Source organism: Guptibacillus hwajinpoensis (genome assembly GCF_005144865.1).
Taxonomy (GTDB): domain Bacteria; phylum Bacillota; class Bacilli; order Bacillales; family Guptibacillaceae; genus Guptibacillus; species Guptibacillus hwajinpoensis_A.
In genome coordinates this window covers 644,482-668,303 of record NZ_SWFM01000002.1, presented here as the reverse complement: position 1 = coordinate 668,303, position 23,822 = coordinate 644,482, and the positions used below count along the sequence as shown (strand labels likewise).

The window sequence follows — 23,822 nt, the reverse complement described above, 5'->3', positions numbered from 1 at the left end:
CCAACCCCAACAAAAAAAGCACGCGCTACGCGAGTGCCCCTGTTTGTTATTTCATATCTGCTAGCCATTTTGCTACGTTTTCTTCTTTTTCCGTATCGCCTCTAAGAATGTTACCAGGCATTTGTCCTTTACCGTTTTGAATAATGTTCAAGATTTCATCTTTCGAGTAACTTGAACCGACAGCTGTTAAGCCTGGACCAACTTTACCTTGTAGATTTTCACCATGACAGCTTAAGCAATTCGCCTCGTACGTAGCTTGTGCTGCTTCAGCATCATATTCTCCAGAAGATTCACTCGTCTTATCTGAAGAATTCTCATTTGCGGACCCATCATTCATTGAACTTTCATTCCCGCTGTTACCGCCACCACACGCAGCTAGTCCTAAAATAAGAACCAATCCAAGCACCATACTCATCCACTTTTTCAATAACTTCACTCCCTTTGGCTCTTTTCTGGTTACTATTACCTGCTTACTCTCTTTTAAAACCTTCTCCTAGCACTTCAGTTGCATTTGACACAATGACAAACGCCGAAGGGTCAACATCTTTAACAAGTTGTTTCAATTTGGATACTTCGTTTTGTGCGACAACGACCATGAGGATAGGGCGCTTATCATTTGTGTAACCACCCTGTCCAGAAATTCTAGTAACACCACGATCGACAACGGTGATAATTCCTTCGCGAAGCTCTTCTTCTTTATCAGAAATAATAAGAGCCATCTTGGAATAGCCTAAACCTAACTGGACAACATCAATCGTTTTTCCTGTTAAATACATCGCAATTAGCGCATAAAGTGCTTCTTCAAGGCTGAAGACAAAGGCTGATGCGACGACAATCAGACCATCAATCATAAATACGCATGTTCCTAGCGACACACCACTATATTTGTTTACGATTTGTGCAGCTAAATCTGTTCCACCAGTTGAGGCTTTCCCTCTAAAAACGATACCGAGACCAAGTCCTACGCCAAGACCACCAAATAAAGCCCCTAGTAATGGATCTGTTGTAGCTGGTTCAACGTTCTCAGTCAATTTAACGACAAATGGAAGAAAAAGAGTACCAACAAGGGTTTTCGGGCCGTACTTCTTACCAAGAAAGATCAGACCACTTATAAATAAAGGAATGTTAAAAGCCCACTGGACATATGCGGGTTTCCAATCAAACACACCTTTTGTAATGGTACTAATTCCGCTAACTCCACCTGATGCGATACTATTTGGTAGCAAAAAGAGATTAAACGCAATGGCGACAATAGCCGATCCAATAATAACGCTTATGTACTCTAAAATTCTGTGTGATAATGAAACTCTTTTGGCTGTAAACTTCGCTAACGTTGCAATCATAAAGGCATTCACTCACTTATTGTATGTTTTTCATCACTGCCGATTTTTCAGCAAAATCCTTCAGTAGTATATCACCGGTCCTATAGGGTGTAAACCGCATTGTGGCAGCGCGTTATCAGATTGAAGTGTTGAATTCCCCTCATTTAATTTTTCATTTTAACATCAGTATTTTATAACCAATTTCTTTTTTACTTTGCCCTATCTCAGGTGGATTTAATTAGGTAATTGAAAAAACCTCTGTTTAAAACAGAGGTTTTCAGGTCTTTAATTATTCTCATTTAAACGTGAACGTAGGTAAGCATCAATAAATGGATCAAGGTCCCCATCCATTACCGACTGTGTATTACCAACCTCAACATTTGTTCGGTGGTCTTTCACCATGCTGTAAGGATGAAACACATAAGAACGAATTTGGCTTCCCCAGCCGATTTCCTTTTGTTCTCCTCGGATCTCATCAAGCTCTGCTTCCTGTTCTTCAATTTTCAATTGATACAGTTTAGCTTTCAGCATTTTCATTGCTTGTTCGCGGTTTTTAATTTGAGACCGCTCTCCCTGACAACTAACCACTACATTAGTAGGCAAGTGTGTAATTCGTACAGCAGAATCAGTTGTGTTAATATGCTGTCCACCAGCACCACTTGCACGATACGTATCAACTTTTAAATCTTCTGTTCGAATATCAATTTCAATTTCGTCGTTAAATTCAGGCATAACCTCACAGGAAACAAACGAAGTATGTCGTCTACCACTTGAATCGAACGGAGAAATACGGACAAGGCGATGAACGCCTTTCTCAGCTTTTAAATAGCCGTAAGCGTTATGTCCTTTAAAGTTCAGCGTTACACTCTTCACTCCTGCTTCATCACCAGGAAGATAATCAAGCGTTTCTACTTTAAATCCTTTTTTCTCTCCATAGCGAGTGTACATACGTAGAAGCATAGAAGCCCAGTCTTGAGACTCAGTTCCACCTGCACCAGGATGAAGCTCAAGAATCGCATTATTCTTATCGTGCTCTTCACTTAAAAGGAGTGTTAATTCGAATTGGTTAACTGTTTTCTTCAGATCTTTAATTTCTACTTCCAGCTCCTCGAACAGTTCCTGATCGTTTTCTTCTTTGACTAGTTCATATGAAACTTCAAGGTTTTCATAGCCTTCTTGAAGTGAGTCAAATTCATTAACAATTTCTTTCAAGCTATTTGATTCATTAATGACTTTCTGAGCAGCATTCTGGTCATTCCAGAAATCAGGATCTGTCATTTGTATGTCTAATTCATCAATGCGAGCTCTCTTATTTTCGAGGTCAAAGAGACCCCCTAAAATCATTTAATCGTGTTTCTATTGTGTTAAGTTCGCTACGAATTTCATGCATTTCCATTGCGTACACCTCAGCTTCGTTATTTTCAATAGAATTGAATGAACCTACAAAGGCTCATTCCGCAAATCTCAATATGGATTCGTTTAGGGACAAAGTAGACCCCCACCTAAACGCTTTGGTTAACGTTCTAAGGTGGGGGGTTACTTCCCCTTACGGTTGATATAAGCAGGTGCTCTACTACACCTACTCTAACTTATTCTGCTTTGCCGTGACAGTTCTTATATTTCTTACCGCTTCCGCAAGGACAAGGATCATTACGTCCAATATCCTGCTTCTTTTTAACAGGCTTTGGTTTAGCGCTTCCTTCTTCTTTTGGATTAACAGCTTTTCCTTCAGCTACTTTTTCACGCTTAAGATTGCTTTCAACCTGTGCTTTCATAATATAAGTAGCCACTTCTTCTTCGATCTCTGTAACCATATCTTCAAACATTTCATATCCCTCGAATTGATACTCTCGAAGTGGATCATTTTGACCATAAGCTCTTAGATGAATTCCTTGACGAAGCTGATCCATGGCATCAATATGATCCATCCACTTACGATCAACACTGCGAAGAAGAATAACTTTCTCGAACTCGCGCATGCGCTCTGGCTCAAAAGCTTCTTCCTTCTCATCGTAATTAATCTTCATTTTCTCGACAAGTAGCTCAACGATTTCCTCTTTATCAAGACCTTTAATATCTTTTAAAGTAACCTGACCTTCTTGTAGGAAGATTCCTTTCGCATGGTCAAGTATTGCTTGATGGTCCCATTCTTCTTGAATATCTTCATCACCTGTATGTGCATCAACAATGCGTGTAATAACAGAAGTTAGCATGGTTTCAACAATTTCACGTAAATTGTCAGACTCAAGCACTTCTGCACGTTGTGCATAGATGATTTCACGCTGTTGTCTCATAACGTCATCATATTGAAGAAGTTGTTTACGAGCATCGTAGTTGTTACCTTCTACTCGTTTCTGTGCCGATTCAACTGCCCTTGAGACAAGCTTTGATTCGATCGGTTGATCTTCTTCCATACCAAGTCGGTTCATCATATTCATCATATTATCCGAACCGAATCGACGCATCAGTTCATCTTCCATTGAAATATAGAACCTTGATTCACCTGGATCTCCTTGACGACCCGAACGTCCTCGAAGCTGGTTATCAATACGTCTACTTTCATGACGCTCTGTTCCCAGAATAAACAGTCCACCAAGATCAAGTACACCAGCACCAAGTTTAATATCTGTACCACGACCGGCCATGTTTGTTGCGATCGTAACAGCACCTTTTTGACCCGCTGATTCAATAATTTCTGCTTCTCGAGCATGGTTTTTCGCATTTAAGATATTATGTGGAACACCGCGTTTTTTCAAGAATTGTGAGATCAATTCTGACGTTTCTACGGCAACCGTTCCGACTAGAATAGGCTGTCCATTGCGATGACGCTCTTCAATTTCTCTTGAAAGAGCCTGGAACTTACCGTTCGTCGATTTGTAAACAAGATCAGGATAGTCCATACGAGCAATTGGTTTATTCGTAGGAATCGCGATAACATTCATATTATAAATGTTACGGAACTCTTCTTCTTCCGTTTTAGCTGTACCTGTCATTCCAGAAAGTTTGTCATACATTCTAAAATAGTTCTGGAACGTAATTGTAGCAAGCGTCATGCTTTCTCTTTGGATCACAAGACCTTCTTTTGCTTCAATGGCCTGGTGAAGTCCGTCACTGTAACGGCGTCCTGCCATTAAACGACCTGTGAAGGAGTCAACGATGACAACTTCATCTTCCTGCACAACGTAATCCATATCCAGCTGCATGATGAAATTCGCTTTCATCGCCTGGTTAATATGGTGATTTAACTGCACATTTTTGTAATCGTATAAGTTCTCGATGGCGAAGAATTTTTCTGCTTTCGTAATTCCATCTTCCGTTAACTGAACGTTCTTCGTTTTGATATCAACATTGTAGTCGTCTTCCTCTTTTAGTGTCCTGACAAATTGATTCGCTTGAATATAAAGCGTCGTTGATTTTTCAGCACTTCCAGAAATAATAAGCGGGGTTCTCGCTTCATCAATTAAGACGGAGTCTACTTCATCAATGATGGCATAATGAAGTGGGCGCTGTACCATTTCTTCTTTATATAGAACCATATTGTCACGAAGATAGTCGAAACCAAATTCGTTGTTTGTTCCGTAAGTAATATCAGCAGCATATGCTTCAGCTTTCTCTTCTTTTGATAGGCCACTAATATTTAACCCAACAGTTAAACCAAGAAAGTGGTAAAGTTCACCCATTTCTTCTGCGTCACGCTTAGCAAGGTATTCGTTTACTGTAATAACGTGAACGCCTTTTCCTGTCAACGCATTGAGGTATACAGGCATTGTCGCACTAAGCGTTTTACCTTCACCGGTTTTCATTTCTGCGATATTACCTTCATGTAGAGCAGCTGCACCCATGATTTGCACAGGGAACGGACGCATACCAAGAACACGCTCAGATGCTTCGCGAACGGTGGCATACACTTCTGGTAACATTTTATCTAGCTTTTCACCTTTTCCAATTCGTTCTTGATACTCTCTCGTTTTATTGCGTAGTTCATCATCTGATAACTTTTTCATTTCATCTGAAAAAGTCTCCACTTGATCTGCAATCTTTTGCAAGCGGCTTATCTGACGCTCGTTGCCATTCGGTATAATTTTACGTAATAAACCTTTCATAGAAACGCTCCTCTTTTGTTGTCAGTAGAGTGCTATCATGTATCTAACTAAACTTAGAATTTTTTATACTATGTAGTTATTTTAACAATTAGTTGCTAGAGGTACAAGAAAGTAAAAAACGCTGCCATCTTATTAAGTATATTAATGAAAGAAAAGAAAGACTGCTACTTGCATATTTAAAGGGCAGGGGGAAAGCCCCTGCCCAAGTTTATTTATTATTTAGTCTTGCTCAATTAATCCGTATTTTCCATCTTTACGACGGTAGACAACGCCTGTGCTTCCAGAAACGGCGTTAGAGAAAACGAAAAAGCTATGACCAAGCATGTCCATTTGAAGAATTGCTTCCTCTACGTCCATTGGCTTGAATGTAAAGCGCTTTGTTTTCACTACCTGTAATTCGTCTTCATCTAGGTCAGCTTCAGCAACGCTTGTTGTTGTAGGGTTGAGTTCATCGCGGAACATATATTTAACGCTGCCTTCCTGACGGAATTTGCGGTTAACTTTTGTTTTATGCTTGCGAATTTGACGCTCTAGCTTTTCTACAACCAAATCAATTGCTGCATACATATCTTGATGCTCTTCTTCAGCTCGAAGTAGAAGGTTAGGCATTGGAATTGTTACTTCAATCATTTGCTGATCGTTGTAAACCTTCATATTGACATGAACATCAGAGTTAGGTGGAGTATCGAAATACCTTTCAAGTTTACTTACCTTCTTCTCAGTATATTCTCTCATTGCAGGTGTAACCTTAATGTTTTCACCACGGATGTTAAAATTCATCATGTGGCACTCCTCCTTCCATGCTATAACTATATTATTCGATATACCCATTCCGTTACCCTTTATAAACTTTAAAAAATAACAATTATTTTTACGTTTTTTTCACAAAACACTCTTTTTTTCGACAAATTTTTACATAGGTACTTTTTATTACCTTTTTTGGGCATATAAAAAGCTTCTATCACAAGTGATAGAAGCTTCATTGATTGGATTTTTTATTTAAGATACTTTTTCAACGTTAGCAGCTTGTGGACCACGAGCGCCTTCAACGATTTCGAATTCAACTGTTTGACCTTCTTCTAATGATTTGAATCCTTCGCCACTGATCGCAGAAAAGTGAACAAATACATCGTCACCGTCTTCTCTCTCAATAAATCCGAAACCTTTTTCATTGTTAAACCATTTTACTTTTCCCTGCATCTTGTTCAACATTCCCTTCAGAAATCTTCATGGCATTGCCATACTTCCACTATACGCCCAGCCCAAAGTACTGTCAAAGGGGTGTTTTTGTTGATTTAACTCGAATGAAGGCGTTTTCTTATAAAAGTTTCGACAAAGGGATTAACTACGGCAGAGTGTTAATGAACTTACGTGGGATGCCCCTGCATTTTTAAGCGTTTTTGCGGCATAATGAAGTGTTGTTCCGGTCGTATATAAATCATCAATAAGTAAAAATGTCTTGCCTTCAATGGTTACTTTTGGATGTAGCTGAAACATATCCTTTTTTCGATTAATCCGTTTCTCTCTTGATTTCTTACTTTGTTTTTCTTCATGATTGATTCGGTACAAAATTTGACCTTCATGAAACTCAGTTCCTTCTATCCATACTTCACATTGATTAAATCCCCTATCATAAAGCCTTTCTTCACTAGAGGGGATTGGAATCACCCCATCAACGTCCCCAAAGGATTTCAATATTTCTTTCTTAAAAATAGCAGAGAATACTCTTCCCGCTTCAACATCGCCACGAAATTTATACAGAGAAAGAATGTCCTTTAGAAAATCATTGTATTCATAAAACGACTTATTAGACTCTAGCACATTTCCAAATTCACTATTACGCCACTTGATGCAATCTGAGCAATAATGATCTTGGATATAATCGGGTTTTAACTTGGAGAGTGGACGACCGCATTTTAAACAAAGTTCCCCTGTGATCGGAACAAGCTTTGCCTGACAGGTTTCACAAATGACTCGTTGTGCTGCTAATCCCAAGATGATTCGCCATGAAAGCTGTCTGCTCAAATCTTTTTTACACCAGACACATCTCTCTAATTGAGCCATCCTCGTTCCTCCGCTTCACGATTCATTCCTTTAATAAGTCGTACAGCTGACACCATTTCATTTGTCTTTCCATAATGAAAGAATCTTACAGAACCATCAGGAAAATCCTTGCTTCTTCCGGCCCTTCCAGCAATTTGAACGAGCGCACTTTCTGTAAACACATCATCCTCAGCACCAATTACAGCAACAGAGACATTTGGAATCGTTATCCCGCGTTCTAATATGGTTGATGAAAGAAGGACTGGTAGTTGATTGTTGCGAAACCGAATCACTTTATTTACACGATCTTCATCCTCAGAATGAACACTCTCGCACTGAACGTATTTGTTCATGAGAGGCGTTACTTTTTCAATTAAGCTAATAGAAGGAAGAAAAAGCAATACTGGCTTTCCATCCCCCACTTGTTGTGTAATCCATTTTATTAAAATAGGTGGTAATCGCTCTTTCTTTATTTCCTTCCTCCAATTCCCTACCCATGTTAAGGATGGAATCGGAAGTGGGAAACCGTGAAACCTTGCTGGAATACGCACTATGGGATGAAAATTGCGGATCATTGTCTTCGAGGGAGTAGCCGTTAAATAGATGAGGGAACTTTCCTTTTTTCGTGATTTTTCAACTGCATACTGAAGAGAAGAATCAACGTTATAGGGAAAGGCATCTACTTCATCAATAATCATGACATCAAAAAAATTCTTATATCGGATTAGCTGATGTGTTGTAGAAATGACAAATTGTGTAGTGTCTTTTGAACTTCCACCGTAAAGAGCTGATAGATTAATAGAAGGAAATGCTTTTTTCAAGCGTGGAAACAACTCAAGAACAACATCTGTTCTTGGCGTCGCAATACAGATGGTTTTATTTTGAGAAAGAGCTTCTTCTAATCCGTGAAACAACACTTCCGTTTTTCCACTTCCGCATACTGCCCATACTAGTAGCTCCTCATTTTTTTTAATTGCATGAGTCACAGCACGAGAAGCTTCTTGTTGGCCACTTGATAACATTCCCTTCCATTGTAATAAGAAAGGAGGTTGTTTTGATTGGAAAGGAACAGAGGCAGAATAAAGCGGTGAACAAGAACTAACTTTCCCCATCACTATACAATTTCTACAATATCGACAATCCTTTTCCCCGCATCGTGCACAAGAAAAGTGGGAAAATGCCTGCTTGCTCCCACATCTCATGCACGTGAGGTTACCTTCTTTAAGTTGAAGGCCCGCTTCTATATGAATAAATCCGTTGAGATAATGAGCATGTATATCACATAGAGGAAAAGGGATTTCATCTATTAATAGATGCTTCCCTTGTAGAACCTGGAGAAGTTGAAGGTCAGTCTTGAAGGATTTGTTTATTGGTTGAAGAGGGAACGACTTGTAGTGACTTATGGGATGAAATAATAAAGGATCTTGTAATGGGGAGAGTTGCTCAGGTATGAGGACGGTTTGTTTGTTAAGTTGAAGGGAAGCAAACCTCATCAGCGTGCTCCCCTTCTGAATTTAGCAATCATGTGCGATACCATCCAAGCCCGAGCGAACCTTCACCAAGATGTGTTGCAATAACAGGCCCAAAATAGCTTAGGATGATTTCTACGTTCGAGTACTTTGCTTCTAATTCAGATTTCAGTTGTACTGCTTCTTCTTTGTTATTTGCATAAATGACAGTCGCTTTAATAGGTGCGCCATCCTTTGCTGATTCATCAAACAACGAAAGAATTTTGTTTAAGGCTTTCTTTCTCGTTCTAATTTTTTCATAGGGAACAATTTGTTTATCTTCAAATGTAAGAACAGGTTTAATCTGTAGGAGGTTCCCAACAACAAGCTGTGCTGCATTTAATCTTCCACCTCTATGGAGGTTACTTAAATCATGTACTAGGAAATACGCATGCATTCCCTGGTTTTTCATTTCATTAAGTCGCTCTAGTATACGATCACTTGAGTAACCCTCCTGCGCCATCCGAGCAGCTTCAAGTACATAGAACCCCTGCACCATACAACTAATCTCAGAATCAAACACATGAACATCCACACCTTCGACCATTCCACCTGCAGAATAAGCCGACTGGAAAGTACCACTAATTCCACTTGAAAGAGTGATCGTTATAATCTCTTCATGTGTTTTAGCTAATTTCTCGTATGTTTCTATGAAACTCCCTATAGACGGTTGTGAAGTTTTCGGGAGCTCATTTTCACGCCTAATTTTCTCGAAAAAATCGTCCACACCAATTTCTTTCTCTTCTAAAAATGATTCATTTCCAAAAACTACATTAAGTGGAATCATGCTAATGTCATATTCAGAAAGCATGTCGTCAGATAAATAAGCGGTACTATCCGTAACGATCGCTACTGTTTTCATAAAAAACGCCTCTCTTCAATCTATTAAGTGCTTATGTTAATTCTAAACTCAGTCAAGTTAATGATAGAGTATTTTCGTAAATGTGCCAACAGGAGCTATTAATATTTCTGATAATATTTGTCAACCATTATCCCCCACATTTTTTAATGTAAATGTCGTAAAATGATGCAATTAGTAAATTAGGCAGTTATTTTGTTACGTGATTGTAATGTTCTATTCATCGTTTTGTTATCTCAATCATGTAGACTAGCAATTGTTGATAGAGAAAATTTAATGTTTAAACTTATAAATCAGGGGGAATTACATAATGTTTAAGAAAGTCGTGATCACTACTACACTCGCAGGTACTCTTTTATTAGCACCAAACGTAAGTGAAGCAGCTTTAGGCGACCGTACCCTATACAATGGCATGAGCAACTCTGACGTAACTGAACTTCAAAATGTATTAGACGATAAAGGTTATTTTGACTACCATAAAGCAACAGGATATTTTGGAACAATTACAGAAGACGGAGTACGTGATTTCCAACGTAATGCTGGAATTTCTGTAGATGGTGTTGTAGGTCCACAAACAGTTAGCGCACTTACAGGATCAACTTCTTCTAAATCTAGCAGCTATACATCTACAAACAGTTCAACAGTTCGCTACGGCGATCGCGGACAAACAGTTACAAACCTTCAAAGCCAACTTAAATCAAAAGGATATTACAACTATTCAGTTGATGGAGTTTTCGGGTCAATCACTCAACAAGCTGTTCGTAACTTCCAAAGTGCAAATGGTTTAAGTGTTGATGGAGTAGCTGGACCAAACACATTTGGAGCACTTTCTGGTGCTGCACCTGCAAGCAAGCCATCTTCATCAGTGAAGAGTGCATCAACTTCTAACTCTTCTGTTATCTCTATTGCAAAACAATATATTGGCGTACCATACGTGTGGGCTGGTACTACTCCATCTGGGTTTGACTGCAGTGGATTCCTTCAGTATGCATACAACAAAGCAGGAATTTCTATTCCACGTACTGTAGCAAGCATCTGGAATGCATCAGATAGCGTATCTTCACCTTCTGCAGGAGATCTAGTATTCTTTGAAACTTACAAGTCAGGTCCTTCACACGCAGGGATTTATCTTGGAAACGGTCAATTTATTCACTCTTCTTCTTCTTACGGAGTGACAATCAGTGACATGGACAACCCTTACTGGGCTCCACGTTACCTTGGTGCAAAGCGTCCTTAAGTAATATTCAAAAGAACCTCCAAAGCGGAGGTTCTTTTTTTGTGGTCTTTTCTGCTAACAAAATCAAAAAGAGCATTCCTTATACTGAACTATACTCCAAATAAAAAAAGCTCTTTTCTAAAAGATTGTTGCTTTTGAAAGAGTTATGTATAAAGAACCACACTTCGCTAATTGAAGCGGAAGGTGCTCGACTCCTGCGGGATGAGCGGGACAGGTGAGACCCCACAGGAGCGTTAGCGACGAGGAGGCTCACCGCCCGCCCCGCAGAAAGCGAGCACCTGGAGCGGAAATCCCCCACTCTTATAGCAACAATCTTTACGAAAACAGCCGTTCTCAAAGATTGTTGTTTTTGAAAGAATTTTTGTATTAACAATCAAACTTCGCTAATTGGAGCGGAAGGATGCTCGACTCCTGCGGGACTAGCGGGACAGGTGAGACCCCACAGGCACAATGTTTTTGTGCGCCGAGGATGCTCACCGCCCGCCCCGCGGAAAGCGAGCATCCTGGAGCGGAAATTCCCCCACTCTTATAGCAACAATCTTTACGAAAAAAGCCGTTCTCAAAGATTGTTGTTTTTGAAAGAATTTTTGTATTAACAATCAAACTTCGCTAATTGTAGCGGAAGGATACTCGACTCCTGCGGGACTAGCGGGACAGATGAGACCCCACAGGAGCGTTAGTGCCGAGGAGGCTCAGCGCCCGCCCCGCGGAAAGCGAGCATCCTGGAGCGGAAATTCCCCCACTCTTATAGCAACAATCTTTAAGAAAAAGCCAATAAAAAAGATGCGCCTCAGCGCACCTTTACCCAACCTTTTTTAATTGCTTCAACTACAGCTTGTGTACGGTCGTTAACATTCATCTTTTGAAGAATATTAGACACATGGTTTTTAACTGTCTTCTCACTAATAAACAGATCTTCACCGATTGATCGGTTGCTCTTTCCATCTGTTAGTAGCTGAAGTACTTCACATTCTCTTCGCGTTAGAATATGAAGAGGTTTACGATATTCTACTTCTTTGTAACCAATTTGCGTAGAAGGTCTTTTACCTTCTGTTGCAAGACGTCTATACTCATTCACAAGGTTATGCGTAACTTTAGGATGAATGTAAGCTCCACCAGAAGCTACAACTTTCACAGCTTCAACAAGAGAGTTCGCATCCATTTCTTTAAGGAGATAACCTGCTGCTCCAGTTTTAACAGCATGCGTCACATACGTTTCATCATCATGAATAGATAAAATAATTACCTTTGTTGCTGGAACCTGTTCAATGAGCTGTCTAGTTGCTTCAACTCCATTGACGTGCGGCATATTAATATCCATTAAAACGACATCAGGTTTGAAATCTTCGACAAGACGAAGAGCGTCTCCGCCATCATCACCTTCAGCGATTACTTCAAAATCATCTTCCATATCTAAAATACGTTTGACTCCCTCGCGAAACAAGCGATGGTCATCTATTATAACAATTTTTGTTTTGGTTTTTGCTGCATACATCGTTTACACGCCCTCCTGTTCATGTATCGGGATTCTGATTAGTATATATGTACCCTTTTTCGGCGTTGAATGAACCTGAATCGTACCATTTAATAATCCTACTCGTTCTTTCATCCCGATTAACCCAAATGATTGATCTTTCCGTTCGTTTACATCAAATCCAATTCCATTATCTTCAATGGCTACCACAATCTTATCACCATCAAGACTCAGGTCAACATTTATTTCACTTGCTTCAGCATGCTTCAAAGCATTTTGAACCGCTTCTTGAACAAGACGGAATATTGCCGCTTCTAATCGAACATGAAGTCTTTGAATGCGTTCATTATAATCAAAGAAAATCGTTGCATCGGAACGGTCATCTACTTTGTTTAAATATTTTAACAGAGTGGGGATTAATCCCAGATCATCCAATGCCATCGGACGGAGATCATAAATGAGCCTCCTTACTTCCTTCAGTGCATCTTCAATTAAAGATCGCATATCCTTAATTTCCTTAAAGGCCTCATCTTTACCCTTTTTCTCGTAAATTCGTTCAATTAACTGTGAACGCAATAGAACATTTGCTAATACTTGAGCTGGTCCATCATGGATTTCTCGCGATAGTCGCTTTCTTTCTTCTTCTTGAGCCTCAATAATTCGAAGGCCATACTCCTGCTTTCTTCGCGCATCTTCAATCACTTCTCCATAAAGTCTGAGCTCCCCTCCCAAGTAACTAAGAACGGTCGAGATTTGACTCATAAACGACTCTGCTTTTTCTGAAGTGTTTTGGAGAGAACTTATACGATTTTCGAGGTCAGAAATTTGATCTTTCAACCTAAATTCCTTCTCACTACTTATCGATAGCTGTATTTGGGCGCTAGAAGCCTCCTCATAAGCTTTTCTGATAACTGGTTCCCCATAGTCATGAAAGTTCTTACTGATCTTCACAAGCTCTGCACGAGCGATTTGATCCTTTTTAATACGTTCGTGCCTTTGGCTCTTAACGGTTTCCAGCTCTTCTCTCAATAATTGAAGCTGCTTATTAATCTCTTGGCGTTCATCATGTGAATGCTCTCCAATTTCGAACAATTTCGACTTACTGGTGTTAATACTCTCCATTGTCCTGTCTAGAATGACATCTAATTCATTTGGATCCAGCTTTTGAATATCCAAGCTAACTCCTCCATTCCTTCAAGGGACGGCCATCGGGAAAAGAAAAGATAGTCCAAAAGTACTTCTTTTACAAAATTCGTATGTGACCGTCTGTTTATGACTTGAGGATATATATTTGATGGATTTATTTCAGGCACTTATAATAAGAAAGACACATGTCGGTCTTTATTATTGAATAAAAAACCACACTTCGCTAATTGTAGCGGAAGGATGCTCGACTCCTGCGGGACTAGCGGGCAGGAGCGGAAATTAACCTGCTATAGCAACAATGTCTACGAAAATAGCCTATTCTTATTCATTATAGATAACCTTTAATTATGTAGTATTCGATGATAACAAACAAATCCCTTTCATTCATAGTAATGTTCAAGGATTATCTGGAGGGTTTCAACATGCTCACTTCATATTACACCGTCAAAGGCGATGGAGAAAATGAAATTGTGATACAGAAATCACGTTTTATTGCTCATGTGAAAAGAACAACAACAGAAGAAGAAGCTCAAGATTTTATTCAATCGATCAAAAAAACCCATCACAACGCGACACACAATTGCTCTGCTTATTTAATCGGTGAGCATGATCTTATACAAAAAGCTAATGATGATGGCGAACCTTCAGGTACAGCGGGCGTACCCATGCTTGAAGTATTGAAAAAACGTCATCTAAAAGATACTACTGTTGTTGTTACCCGATATTTCGGAGGAATCAAACTTGGAGCCGGTGGATTAATACGAGCATATGGACAGTCTGTTTCAGAAGGTCTTAACGAAACAGGTATTGTCGAACGCAAGCTAATGACAAGGATGATTACAAAGATTGATTATACTTTATTAGGCAAAGTCGAAAATGAAATTCGGTCATCGAATTATTTATTAGACGATATTCATTATTTAGAGCAAGTCCAAGTCATTACATTTGTAGAAAGCGGTTCTGAAGATACTTTTCGAGAGTGGATGACAAACCTTACAAGTGGCCAAGCCACAATCATTGAGGACGGGCAATTATATAATGAATATGATGTCTAAAATGGTTACGTCTTAACAGAAAAGGGTACTGGGAATTAAATGAATCGCTGTATTTCAACATGAAAGTCCACTATCAGGGGAAACTAGTAGTTAATTGACGAATTTCGGTAAAAAGGACCACAAGAAACATCTTGCAATAACTACTTATTTTGATATGATATGGAAGGAATGAGTTACTATTCCTCAGTTAGAGGGGGATTTCATTGTATTCGTTAACGGAATATATTATTGCGTTCTTAATCTCAATAGGAGTTGCAATCATTGCTACACCTATTGTTAAATATTTATCACTTAAATTTAAAATTGCTGATAATCCAAATCAACGTAAGGTTCATAAAGGTCTCATGCCTTCAGCTGGCGGTCTTGCTATTTTCGCCGGTACAGCAGCAGGATTTCTTTACCTCATGCCTTATTCACCGTATATGACGGAGATCGTTATTGCTGGAACACTTATTATTGTCCTTGGTGTCTTTGATGATAGATTTGTTATTTCACCCAAAGTAAAACTAATTGGTCAAATTATTGCAGCTGTTATCGTTGCAACCTCAGGACTTCAAGTCGAGTTCGTTTCACTTCCATTCGTTGGTCGAATTGAATTTGGCTTTATGAGCTTCATCATTACCGTTCTCTGGATTGTAGGAGTCACGAACTCCATTAATTTAATTGATGGTTTGGACGGATTAGCAGCAGGCGTATCTACGATTGCTATAGGATCGATTTTAACCATGGCTGTACTCGATCAACAGTTAGTTGTTATTGCTCTTGCTGTGATCCTTATTGGCAGTACGCTCGGATTTTTGATCTTTAATTTTCACCCGGCCAGTATTTTCATGGGAGACACCGGAGCGCTTTTCCTTGGTTTTTCTATATCGGTCATATCGATGCTAGGATTATTCAAAAGCGTTACAGTATTCAGCCTTATTATACCCGTCATTATTCTCGCAGTTCCTATATTTGATACATTCTTCGCTATCATAAGAAGAGTTATGAAAAAGCAAAAAATATCAACTCCAGATAAATTTCACATTCACCATTGTTTATTAGCAATCGGTTTTTCACATCAATCTACGGTCATTATCATTTATCTACTGAGTTTTTTCTTTGGAATAACGGCCATTCTTTTCTCGGCATCTACACTTTGGGGATCACTCTTCTTGCTAATCTTACTTTTAGTTGTTATCCAGTTTACTGCTGAACTTATCGGTGTAATCGGAAATCAACGTAAACCACTCATAAATACTCTAAAGAAGATTTTGATCTTTACGAGCACGATGAAACGTTAAAAAGCATCCGCACATGTGCGGATGCTTTTTTTCTATTGCCTTTTTGAAAGGTCTTACTGTGTAAGAATTGCGTTTAGCTCCTGACTTACTGAAGCAATACTCTCATCAGTTGGGATGAAGTAATACACACCATTTACTCTTTGATCCGTTCCATCGAATGTAAGGCTTTCAATGTTGGATGAGCTAACACCTGAGTAGGCTTTTTGCAAAGCAAACAATTCAGTTGGTTTGAGATTCGTTTCAATGTTGTTCCCGATATGCTGTGCGATATCATCTAGCTTCATTAGACCGGAAGCTGAAGAAACTTCATCCATCGCAGCTTTAATCACTTGTTTCTGGCGATCACTTCTTCCGAAATCGCCTCGTGGATCACTTTTCCGCATTCTCGCATATGCTAATGCTTCCGTTCCATCAAGAGTCATTGGACCTTCCTTGAACTCTGCTCTTCCACCTGGTACATCTGTGTGGGCAATGAAGTCGAATGGAACGTCAACAGTGATCCCTCCGATTTCATCAATTACATCTTTAAATCCTTCGAAGTTTACTTTTACATAATAATCAATTGGTATGTTTAGAAAGTTCTCTACTGTGTTTATTGTCATTTCGGTTCCACCATAAGCGTGGGCATGAGTAATTTTATCTTCGATTCCCTTACCTACGATTTGTACTCTAGAATCGCGAGGAATACTTAGTAATTTTACTTTTTTCGTATCTGGATCGATTGTTGCGACCATCAACGTATCTGTTCGTCCATTCTCGCCGCCGGTTGAGTAGTCTTCAATACCCATAATAAGAATGGATATAGGGTCTTTCGTAACTGCGACCTGTGCATCTCGTAAAGCTGATTTTTCGCCTCTTGAGAGCCCCTGGTAGGAGCCTGAAGCAGCATCATATGCGTTATAAGCAAGATATGCGCCATATCCGATAAGAATTAGAACAACGAGAAGTACAAAGGTTAAAAGCCTGCGAAAAAAACTTTTTTTTCGCCTTCTTCTCATTCTTGATTGCTTCTTTTTCATTATTAATTCCCCGCTTTTTCCAAACTTCTCATTCTTTACCGTTACCTTCGTAACAAAGTATGGTAAAATTCAAGCAGTTTTTTTTCTTCGCATGACCAATTATACTTATTTTCAAAGGCTTTTCTAGCGTTTTCGCCGAGTTCTGCCGTTTCGTTAGGTTGATTTAATAGTTGTGTAATTTTCGCCGCAATGTCTGCTGAATCTTCAGGATCAATGACAAGTCCACCACGACTATTCTCAATCACCTTCTTATAATGCGGAAAGTGTGAAGCAATAATCGCATTGCTTGCCGCCATGTATTCAAATAACTTGTTAGGTAGCGCTACAAGGTGATTAGGATATGGCAAATATGGAAGAATACCAATTGATGAGCGATCAACATAGGAGGATATTTGTTCGTAGGGTACCCTGCTTATGAAGGTTACATTCTCTTCAATCCCCTTTTCAGCAATTAGATTGTATACTTCTTCTTTAAACGCATCAGATTCAAAACTCCCTAGAAAAAGAAGCCTTGCTTGAGGAGCTTTGTCGACAGCTTGACTAAAGCCATTTAAAAGCTCAAGTACACCTCTGATTTTTGTGATTCCACCTAAATAAATAAGTTGATCCGGATCCTTCTCTCTTTTTCCTTCTGGAAACATTTCTTTAAGTGGATAATTCTCTATTTTGCATCCATTGTACGTCGAATAACGATGACCGATTTCTTCCGTTGTATAAATTACACCGCTTATTTTCATAAGCGCCAGCTTTTCTATTGCAATATAAACAAATTTCATCGGCACTTTAATGATCGAAGGAATATACTCCCTTCCCATAATTGTATTGGGGTAGTGTTCATGAACATCATAAATAACGGGCTTCTTAAGAAACATTTCAATCAATACGCCGACAATCATAAGCTCCGGATCATGAAAATGGTAGATGTCCGCTTTTGTATTTTTGGCTAATTTATAAAGATGAAGAGTCGACAAGATTCGTTCTTTAATACTTGAAGGACGCTTAAAAGTGATGAGGGGAATGTCCTCAGACTCCTGAACTTCTGGTTCAGGAGCAATGAGAACAACATCGTAACCTGCTCTTTTTAAACTTTTGCACTGCTTATGATAAATACGTCCATCATATGGTGAATGGATCGACGTAATGACACACACTTTTTTCATTGTGACCAACCTTTTACACTATAGAGAGTAGATTGCAGTAATTTTGCTAAGTTCTTAGATAGCTCCTGTCGGTTATACCTTAAGAGCATTTTGCTCCTTACGTCTTTTTCAAGCAGGTCCATGATTTCAGGGTTGGAAGCCGCTTCAATAACGACATTAGCAAGCGACTCAGCATTTTCTGGTTCAAAAAATAAGCCTGCATTTAAGCTTTTCACAATATCCTTTGATTCGCCACCGATTCCTAGAAGAACAGGCTTATTCATTGCAAGACAATCAAATAATTTAGATGGTATTGTGATGTCGAAAAGAGGATGATTTTTCAAGATCACTAAACAAAGATCTGCTGCTGCATAAAAGCCATTAAGCTCCTGTTTTGCTCGGCTATCCAGGATTAATACATTCTGAAGCTCTCGTTCAGCTTTGTAAGTCTTCAATCGTTCTTTCTCAGCACCTTCTCCAATTAGTACAAACGTAATGGAATGGTGTTGTTTAAGACGCTCAGCTGCTTCGAGAACCGTGTACAGTCCCTGTGCAATCCCCATATTTCCTGCATAAAGAATAATAAATTGATCTTCTAATCCATACTCACTCCGAATTGTTCTTCCTTCTTCAGGCAAGAGTTCACCCGTTTCTTCAGGGTTTACACCATTTGTAATCACATCTATTTTGTCCGGAGCTATGCCCTTTTCAACAAGATAGCTCTTGTAACCATGAGTCACAACAATAATGTGATCTGCCTGGTTAAACAGGAACCACTCAAGCTTTCGCGCAAGCTTTAATAACTTTTTATTATTAATCTGGTTTAAAACCTCTGCAAAATCGACCCATAGATCTCTGACTTCAATGACAAACTTTGCACGTTTCAGTTTGCTTAATACATATCCGGATAATCCAGCAAAAAGCTGAGGCGTCGTAGCAAAAACAACGTCAGGCTTACTTACAAATAAACCCGAAAGAATGGACGTCACCATAAACGATAAATAGTTCAGCATTCTACGTAGCGTACTTTTTTTCGTATCTTGTACGACAAAAGAACGAATAACGTTCAAACCAAGATGTTTGCTGGATTTGATGAATTTTCTAGAAGAAATGTGATTAGGAAAAGCAGTAACAACCGTTACATCACAGCCTTCTTCTACTAAATTCATTGACATATCATAAGCACGCGCTTGTGCTGCACCAATCTCCGGGGGGAAATGTTGAGATATATATAAAATCTTCATAATAAATCCTTTCCCTCTTAACAAGAATACGACATTAAAACACTTCTTTCATTATACTTCGTTAGGATTCGAATGAAAAGTTGATTACTGAAACCATTGAAGCTGTAAAGGAAAATTTACAGCTCGTTAACAATTGATAAGTGTGAGTTAATTTCCGCTCCAGGATGCTCGCTTTCCGCGGGGCGGGCGGTGAGCCTCCTCGGCACGCTTGGGCGTGCCTGTGGGGTCTCACCTGTCCCGCTAGTCCCGCAGGAGTCGAGCATCCTTCCGCTTCAATTAGCTATGTGTCGCTCTTCAATAAAAACCAATTTCAAAACTAAATCTTTTTGAGATACTCTTTTCATAGACATTATTCATATAAATGAGGGCATAATTCCACTCTGGAATGCTTAACTTTCCACAAGACGGGCAGTGAGTCTCTTCGGCACGATTAGGCGTGCCTGTGGGGTCTCACCTGTCCCGCTAGTCCCGCAGGAGTCGAGCATCCTTCCGCTCCAATTACCGAACTGTTGCTCTTTAATAAAAAACCAATTTTAAAAGAAACAATCTATTAGAACAGAGCCATACCAAAAGAAGAAATCTGGTGAAGTCACCAGATTTCTTGCGTTTTGGTTAGCTTATGAAGTAATTCATAATAGCGGGAAACCACACGTTCTATAGAATAATTTGTACGTACTTTGGTCATGCCATTCTCAATTTGTACACTTCTTTCATTAGGGTCATCAAGAAGACGACTAACAATCGTTGCACAAGAATTGATATCGTGGAGTTCATAAGTTAGCCGTTCGAGCGTTTCCGTATAAATCTCAGGAATGGCGCCAACAGTTGGCGCTACTGCTGGGCAGCCACATGCCATTGCTTCAATTAAGCTCATTCCAAAGGATTCTCCTTTAGAAGTACTAACTGTACAGCCTCCACTTTGCGCGACCATAGAATAGAGTTCAGGCATTTCACTATACTCCATACGGTCAATCCAGTTAATACTCACCGTACGCTTATTTGCTTCATCAAGGAAATGCTTTGTTGCTTTCATTGAAGCCGTCTCACCACCCACAATCCAGAACACGCAGTCATCGCGAACTTGAGCCAGTTTTTCCGCCAGGTCTAGAAACCCAATCCAATTCTTATGATCATTTAATTTTCCTACCCAACAAATAATTTTCTTATTGGTGATTAGTTCTGTCTGCTTAGGAGTAAAGAGAGTCGTATCTAGGCAATTCGGAATCACATAGGTCTTGTCCTCAGGGGCCTGATAGTCTTCTATAATTCGCTCTTTACTAAACGATGAAGGTACGATATACCCTTGAAAATCACTTGAATCTTCCTCGACTAAGTAGTTAAGTTTATATGAAATACCGTGAACTTCCTGGATAATTGGTGTTTGACACTGCTTTTCAATTAAGTAGTCCGTTATTTCTTTCGTATCAATGGCAATAATTAAATCAAATTGATGCTCGTTAATATACTCGTATATAGGAGCCGGCTCTGACAGAACCTTTAATTTCTCATAATTTCCAAAAGCCGTTCGTCCCCCATGATCTGATAAAAAGATAAAGTGAGGATCGCTAACACCTCGTAAGAAGCCAAGTCTGTTGGCTAGTTGCGTCGTTACACCGCCAAGGAGTAAATAGCGATAGATATATAGTATTTTCATAGATTGTCCCCCCTTTCACCTGAATGGAGACATTGCTCTAATACATCAGCCATTGTTTCAGTGTTCGTTGAAGGTAAAAAAGCACTCTCCTGAATGAAATGATTCCAATCCTTGATATCATAAATAGGTAATCCAATGGCATTCATCAACTGCATAGCCGTCATTTGACCCTGATCATGAAGAGGCACTATGCCACCCATCCACCTTTGTATTCGCTTCGTCACTTCATCATAATGAGTGTATTCTCGAATCTTCAATCTGCTTGAGCGAATTGGCTTCGTTTCAGGAACATTGTAGCCGATTAGTTCAATGGTTAGATCTGCATTTGCCACTAGCAATTGCTTTATGATGTTGTAATTAACATTACCAACATCCAAATCGCCAATAAAACCTACGATCCTTTTTGTAGTCTCAGAATTACCGCTATATTTCGGAAGGCGACTTTTTTCTATTGCACTAAAAGGAGACCTACTCCCCATTCCAGCGATAAAGCTCTTTGGACTAAGCGTGTTGATTAAAAATGAGTGGGCTTCACGCTTAGAAGGTACACTTGATACATTAAAGTAGTAGATGTTCCATCTTTTCCATTGTAGTCTGCCTATTTTCTTTGATAGATGAAGATCTGGTTCTGTTATAACTAAAGTCGGCTGATTAAAGAAAGGAACCAGTTCCCAGAAATCTTTCTTGGTGATTTGCCATAAACCAGTTGATCCATTAAAAACTGGTTGTATACTGTGATGGTCTTCAGTAGAAACATAAATAACATGAGATTCTTTATTCAGGAAAGAGCGTGTTAGTTGATGGGAGAATTTCAAACTACTGTCACGATAGTATTCTGTTTCACCTAGCACAATTGTAACGTTCTGTTGGCTGAAGTACTTAGATACTAATATACGTTGTTCAATTGCTTTCGTATGTATATTGACTTCTTTTGATTGAGGAATAAGTTCTAGTTTTTCCTTATTGGTAAGCTCCATCAACTCAATTCGGTCTTGCTGTTTTTTCCTCATAAACGGAATACTCATCTTAAGCTTACTTTCTTCTTCTAACCGTGCTAACTCAGCTTCCTTTTTAAGTTGAAGTGCTTGTTGAATCTTATCTTCTAGCTCTTTATTCGTTTGGTTGATCTGCTCTCTTATTTCGCTTAGGATGTGCTCTACTCTTACTTCTGTTTCAGTTGGATCTGCGTTTCTCCCAACCCAGCTTACATAATCCGAGTCAACACGTTTATCAAGTTCTTCGAAAGTAGTAAGAAGAGACGTCCATTGCTTCGTTAAATGAAGTGCTTTTTCAAGTTTTTGAGTAAGAATTATCTTTCCGTTCGGTTTAAGTAGTCTTTTTACATTCTCCATGACCTTAGTTTCCATCATAACCTCGAGATGTTCATCAAGGATAACCGTATCAAAATAGTTTGCAGGAAAAGAAATGTCATGTGATAAGTTTCCTGTCCAAAAAGACGAACAAGAGCCAAATGACTTCTCAATAATCCCATTGTGAGCTGATTCTATTAGATTAACCATATCTAAATCATCATCTTTATTAATAAGGGACAATATCCCTGGTGACTGACTAATTTGGAGGATATGACGACCTGACGCTCTAGAGCCACACCATTTTAGCCGGGCTATTTGAGATTTAGGTAACGAAAGACGTTCACTTTTCAGGTGTTCTAACTGATTTTTCAACATCACATTCTCCTGATTTTACTGCAACTGCAGTTTATTAATGGCTCTTTTGTAAAAGGTTGTTGTTTTTGAAAGAGGTCTTGTAAAAAAATCACACACTTAGCTGATTGGAGCGGCGCTCGACTCCTGTGGTGAGCCTCCTTGCGCGCAAATCAACCGCTACTCTTATCGCTAAAGCAACAATGTCTACGAAAACAGCCTTATTAATTGAATACCATTTATTAGCATTATATATGATTCAGGATGTTCTAAAAAGGCTAGTATCCTAATTCGTTAAACGAATGACTTGAATGATTGAAAAAGCTGCCGGAATATCGATCCGACAGCTCTCTCTTTATGAAGGATTTATCCCCAAAAATTACTGAGAATTTGATTTTTCTCATTCTCATCTTCAATCAGTCCATCAATGTATCTATTCTCAAATGAAGTCGACATATTGTTGGAGTGGATCACTTGCACATAGTTTCTCGGCTCTAACAATTCATGATTTAAACTATGAACGGAAAGATGACCTTTTACAGGGTGGCGCTTTCCTTCAAGATACTCAGCTACATTATAAATTAAAGTGTAGAAAGGAGGAGACTGAATCTTTGCAGTCGCCACTTTATCTGAATACTCGTCATAGAAGTAGCCATACTGATTGATGAGAGCTTCAGTATCTTCCTGTGGCTGGTGATTCTTAAGAAACTCAAAGTAACCTTTATGGTACATATCATCCGAATCAATTCGTGCAAAATACACTTCATCATAATCCTGAATTTCTCGTTCAAGTGTTTTGTTATAAGCATTCTTAGGCACAAACTTAATGTTTTCTGGAAGTGGATCATGCTGTTTAAGAGCGTTCAATACATGTTCTTCTGAGCGCTGATCATATTGAAGGATCGTAGTGAAGTCTTGATTCGTTTGCGCTTTAAGACTTCTACACGTATATTTCATAAAGATCCCCATGCGATGGTCAATCCATTCCTTCGTCAAACGGTTGTCATTCACATCAGTTAACGCCCAATTATTAAATGCGATTGGTACTAAAATCTTACGTTTCACCATCATC

20 protein-coding genes are annotated in these 23,822 nt (G+C 39.2%); 3 read left to right on the top strand and 17 right to left on the bottom strand.

Translation table 11 applies throughout. The features are described 5' to 3' along the window. Positions 1 to 46: 46 nt before the first annotated feature. The 9 genes from FBF83_RS10345 to FBF83_RS10305 all read right to left on the bottom strand — a co-directional run bounded on the left by FBF83_RS10345 (position 47) and on the right by FBF83_RS10305 (position 9,838). The gene (locus FBF83_RS10345) at positions 47 to 436 is read right to left on the bottom strand and encodes a c-type cytochrome (RefSeq protein ID WP_240688055.1); all 390 of its coding nucleotides are present in this window, start codon (positions 434 to 436) and stop codon (positions 47 to 49) included. 34 nt (positions 437 to 470) lie between these two features. Further along, positions 471 to 1,343 (bottom strand): YitT family protein, encoded by an 873-nt coding sequence (locus FBF83_RS10340; RefSeq protein WP_136947066.1) that lies wholly within the window; start codon positions 1,341 to 1,343, stop codon positions 471 to 473. 264 nt (positions 1,344 to 1,607) lie between these two features. Beyond that, positions 1,608 to 2,718 (bottom strand): peptide chain release factor 2 gene (gene prfB / locus FBF83_RS10335; RefSeq protein WP_136947065.1). Its coding sequence is split into 2 segments (ribosomal slippage): positions 1,608 to 2,645 and positions 2,647 to 2,718, totalling 1,110 coding nucleotides; the frame shifts between segments, so codons are not numbered across the junction. 193 nt (positions 2,719 to 2,911) lie between these two features. Beyond that, entirely contained in the window at positions 2,912 to 5,425 is a 2,514-nt protein-coding gene (secA, locus tag FBF83_RS10330) for a preprotein translocase subunit SecA (RefSeq protein WP_136947064.1), read from the bottom strand. Between the two features lie 219 nt (positions 5,426 to 5,644). Continuing rightward, positions 5,645 to 6,205 (bottom strand): ribosome hibernation-promoting factor, HPF/YfiA family, encoded by a 561-nt coding sequence (gene hpf, locus FBF83_RS10325; protein ID WP_136947177.1) that lies wholly within the window; start codon positions 6,203 to 6,205, stop codon positions 5,645 to 5,647. Between the two features lie 219 nt (positions 6,206 to 6,424). Further along, the gene (cspD, locus tag FBF83_RS10320; RefSeq protein WP_136947176.1) at positions 6,425 to 6,625 is read right to left on the bottom strand and encodes a cold-shock protein CspD; all 201 of its coding nucleotides are present in this window, start codon (positions 6,623 to 6,625) and stop codon (positions 6,425 to 6,427) included. A 141-nt stretch (positions 6,626 to 6,766) separates the two neighbouring features. Further along, positions 6,767 to 7,489: a ComF family protein gene (locus FBF83_RS10315; RefSeq protein ID WP_136947063.1), complete on the bottom strand. Its 723-nt coding sequence runs from the start codon at positions 7,487 to 7,489 to the stop codon at positions 6,767 to 6,769. After that, positions 7,477 to 8,961 carry a DEAD/DEAH box helicase gene (locus FBF83_RS10310; RefSeq protein WP_136947062.1) on the bottom strand — a complete coding sequence of 495 codons (1,485 nt, stop codon included), beginning with the start codon at positions 8,959 to 8,961 and terminating at the stop codon, positions 7,477 to 7,479. Before FBF83_RS10310 ends, FBF83_RS10315 begins: the two co-directional genes overlap by 13 nt. A gap of 28 nt (positions 8,962 to 8,989) precedes the next feature. Next, positions 8,990 to 9,838: a DegV family protein gene (locus tag FBF83_RS10305; protein WP_136947061.1), complete on the bottom strand. Its 849-nt coding sequence runs from the start codon at positions 9,836 to 9,838 to the stop codon at positions 8,990 to 8,992. 307 nt (positions 9,839 to 10,145) lie between these two features. On the opposite strand from FBF83_RS10305, the gene FBF83_RS10300 reads away from it, so the two are divergent. Then, positions 10,146 to 11,072: a peptidoglycan-binding protein gene (locus tag FBF83_RS10300; protein ID WP_136947060.1), complete on the top strand. Its 927-nt coding sequence runs from the start codon at positions 10,146 to 10,148 to the stop codon at positions 11,070 to 11,072. 790 nt (positions 11,073 to 11,862) lie between these two features. Here FBF83_RS10300 and FBF83_RS10295 read toward each other — a convergent pair. Together FBF83_RS10295 and FBF83_RS10290 are read right to left on the bottom strand one after the other, a co-directional pair. Next, complete coding sequence (locus FBF83_RS10295) at positions 11,863 to 12,567, bottom strand: response regulator (RefSeq protein WP_136947059.1); 705 nt, start codon at positions 12,565 to 12,567, stop codon at positions 11,863 to 11,865. Between the two features lie 3 nt (positions 12,568 to 12,570). Further along, positions 12,571 to 13,722 carry a sensor histidine kinase gene (locus tag FBF83_RS10290; protein ID WP_136947058.1) on the bottom strand — a complete coding sequence of 384 codons (1,152 nt, stop codon included), beginning with the start codon at positions 13,720 to 13,722 and terminating at the stop codon, positions 12,571 to 12,573. A 392-nt stretch (positions 13,723 to 14,114) separates the two neighbouring features. Between FBF83_RS10290 and FBF83_RS10285 the strand changes: the two genes are divergently transcribed. Continuing rightward, on the top strand, positions 14,115 to 14,747 hold the full coding sequence (locus tag FBF83_RS10285; protein WP_136947057.1) for a YigZ family protein: 633 nt from the start codon (positions 14,115 to 14,117) through the stop codon (positions 14,745 to 14,747). 203 nt (positions 14,748 to 14,950) lie between these two features. Further along, the gene (locus tag FBF83_RS10280; RefSeq protein ID WP_136947056.1) at positions 14,951 to 16,030 is read left to right on the top strand and encodes a glycosyltransferase family 4 protein; all 1,080 of its coding nucleotides are present in this window, start codon (positions 14,951 to 14,953) and stop codon (positions 16,028 to 16,030) included. A 53-nt stretch (positions 16,031 to 16,083) separates the two neighbouring features. On the opposite strand, the gene FBF83_RS10275 is transcribed toward FBF83_RS10280, so the two are convergent. The 6 genes from FBF83_RS10275 to FBF83_RS10250 form a co-directional block, all read right to left on the bottom strand. Next, positions 16,084 to 17,049: an LCP family protein gene (locus FBF83_RS10275; protein WP_136947055.1), complete on the bottom strand. Its 966-nt coding sequence runs from the start codon at positions 17,047 to 17,049 to the stop codon at positions 16,084 to 16,086. 41 nt (positions 17,050 to 17,090) lie between these two features. Continuing rightward, positions 17,091 to 18,209 carry a glycosyltransferase family 4 protein gene (locus FBF83_RS10270; RefSeq protein ID WP_136947054.1) on the bottom strand — a complete coding sequence of 373 codons (1,119 nt, stop codon included), beginning with the start codon at positions 18,207 to 18,209 and terminating at the stop codon, positions 17,091 to 17,093. Beyond that, a complete protein-coding gene (locus FBF83_RS10265; protein ID WP_136947053.1) occupies positions 18,206 to 19,432 on the bottom strand; it encodes a glycosyltransferase family 4 protein in 1,227 nt (408 codons plus the stop codon). Before FBF83_RS10265 ends, FBF83_RS10270 begins: the two co-directional genes overlap by 4 nt. Before the next feature lie 589 nt (positions 19,433 to 20,021). After that, positions 20,022 to 21,086: a glycosyltransferase family 4 protein gene (locus FBF83_RS10260; RefSeq protein ID WP_136947052.1), complete on the bottom strand. Its 1,065-nt coding sequence runs from the start codon at positions 21,084 to 21,086 to the stop codon at positions 20,022 to 20,024. Further along, positions 21,083 to 22,771: a methyltransferase domain-containing protein gene (locus FBF83_RS10255; protein WP_169525350.1), complete on the bottom strand. Its 1,689-nt coding sequence runs from the start codon at positions 22,769 to 22,771 to the stop codon at positions 21,083 to 21,085. Before FBF83_RS10255 ends, FBF83_RS10260 begins: the two co-directional genes overlap by 4 nt. A gap of 345 nt (positions 22,772 to 23,116) precedes the next feature. Further along, a complete protein-coding gene (locus tag FBF83_RS10250) occupies positions 23,117 to 23,815 on the bottom strand; it encodes a glycosyltransferase (protein WP_169525347.1) in 699 nt (232 codons plus the stop codon). Between the last annotated feature and the right edge of the window lie 7 nt (positions 23,816 to 23,822).

What these genes read in the sequence shown, in the direction of transcription:
- secA (WP_136947064.1), bottom strand. Translation starts at nt 5,425, where the DNA reads ATGAAAGGTTTATTACGTAAAATTATACCGAATGGCAACGAGCGTCAG.
- FBF83_RS10340 (WP_136947066.1), bottom strand. Translation starts at nt 1,343, where the DNA reads ATGATTGCAACGTTAGCGAAGTTTACAGCCAAAAGAGTTTCATTATCA.
- FBF83_RS10305 (WP_136947061.1), bottom strand. Translation starts at nt 9,838, where the DNA reads ATGAAAACAGTAGCGATCGTTACGGATAGTACCGCTTATTTATCTGAC.
- FBF83_RS10260 (WP_136947052.1), bottom strand. Translation starts at nt 21,086, where the DNA reads ATGAAAATACTATATATCTATCGCTATTTACTCCTTGGCGGTGTAACG.
- FBF83_RS10285 (WP_136947057.1), top strand. Translation starts at nt 14,115, where the DNA reads ATGCTCACTTCATATTACACCGTCAAAGGCGATGGAGAAAATGAAATT.
- FBF83_RS10265 (WP_136947053.1), bottom strand. Translation starts at nt 19,432, where the DNA reads ATGAAGATTTTATATATATCTCAACATTTCCCCCCGGAGATTGGTGCA.
- FBF83_RS10295 (WP_136947059.1), bottom strand. Translation starts at nt 12,567, where the DNA reads ATGTATGCAGCAAAAACCAAAACAAAAATTGTTATAATAGATGACCAT.
- FBF83_RS10300 (WP_136947060.1), top strand. Translation starts at nt 10,146, where the DNA reads ATGTTTAAGAAAGTCGTGATCACTACTACACTCGCAGGTACTCTTTTA.
- FBF83_RS10270 (WP_136947054.1), bottom strand. Translation starts at nt 18,209, where the DNA reads ATGAAAAAAGTGTGTGTCATTACGTCGATCCATTCACCATATGATGGA.
- FBF83_RS10275 (WP_136947055.1), bottom strand. Translation starts at nt 17,049, where the DNA reads ATGAAAAAGAAGCAATCAAGAATGAGAAGAAGGCGAAAAAAAAGTTTT.
- cspD (WP_136947176.1), bottom strand. Translation starts at nt 6,625, where the DNA reads ATGCAGGGAAAAGTAAAATGGTTTAACAATGAAAAAGGTTTCGGATTT.
- hpf (WP_136947177.1), bottom strand. Translation starts at nt 6,205, where the DNA reads ATGAATTTTAACATCCGTGGTGAAAACATTAAGGTTACACCTGCAATG.
- FBF83_RS10310 (WP_136947062.1), bottom strand. Translation starts at nt 8,961, where the DNA reads ATGAGGTTTGCTTCCCTTCAACTTAACAAACAAACCGTCCTCATACCT.
- FBF83_RS10315 (WP_136947063.1), bottom strand. Translation starts at nt 7,489, where the DNA reads ATGGCTCAATTAGAGAGATGTGTCTGGTGTAAAAAAGATTTGAGCAGA.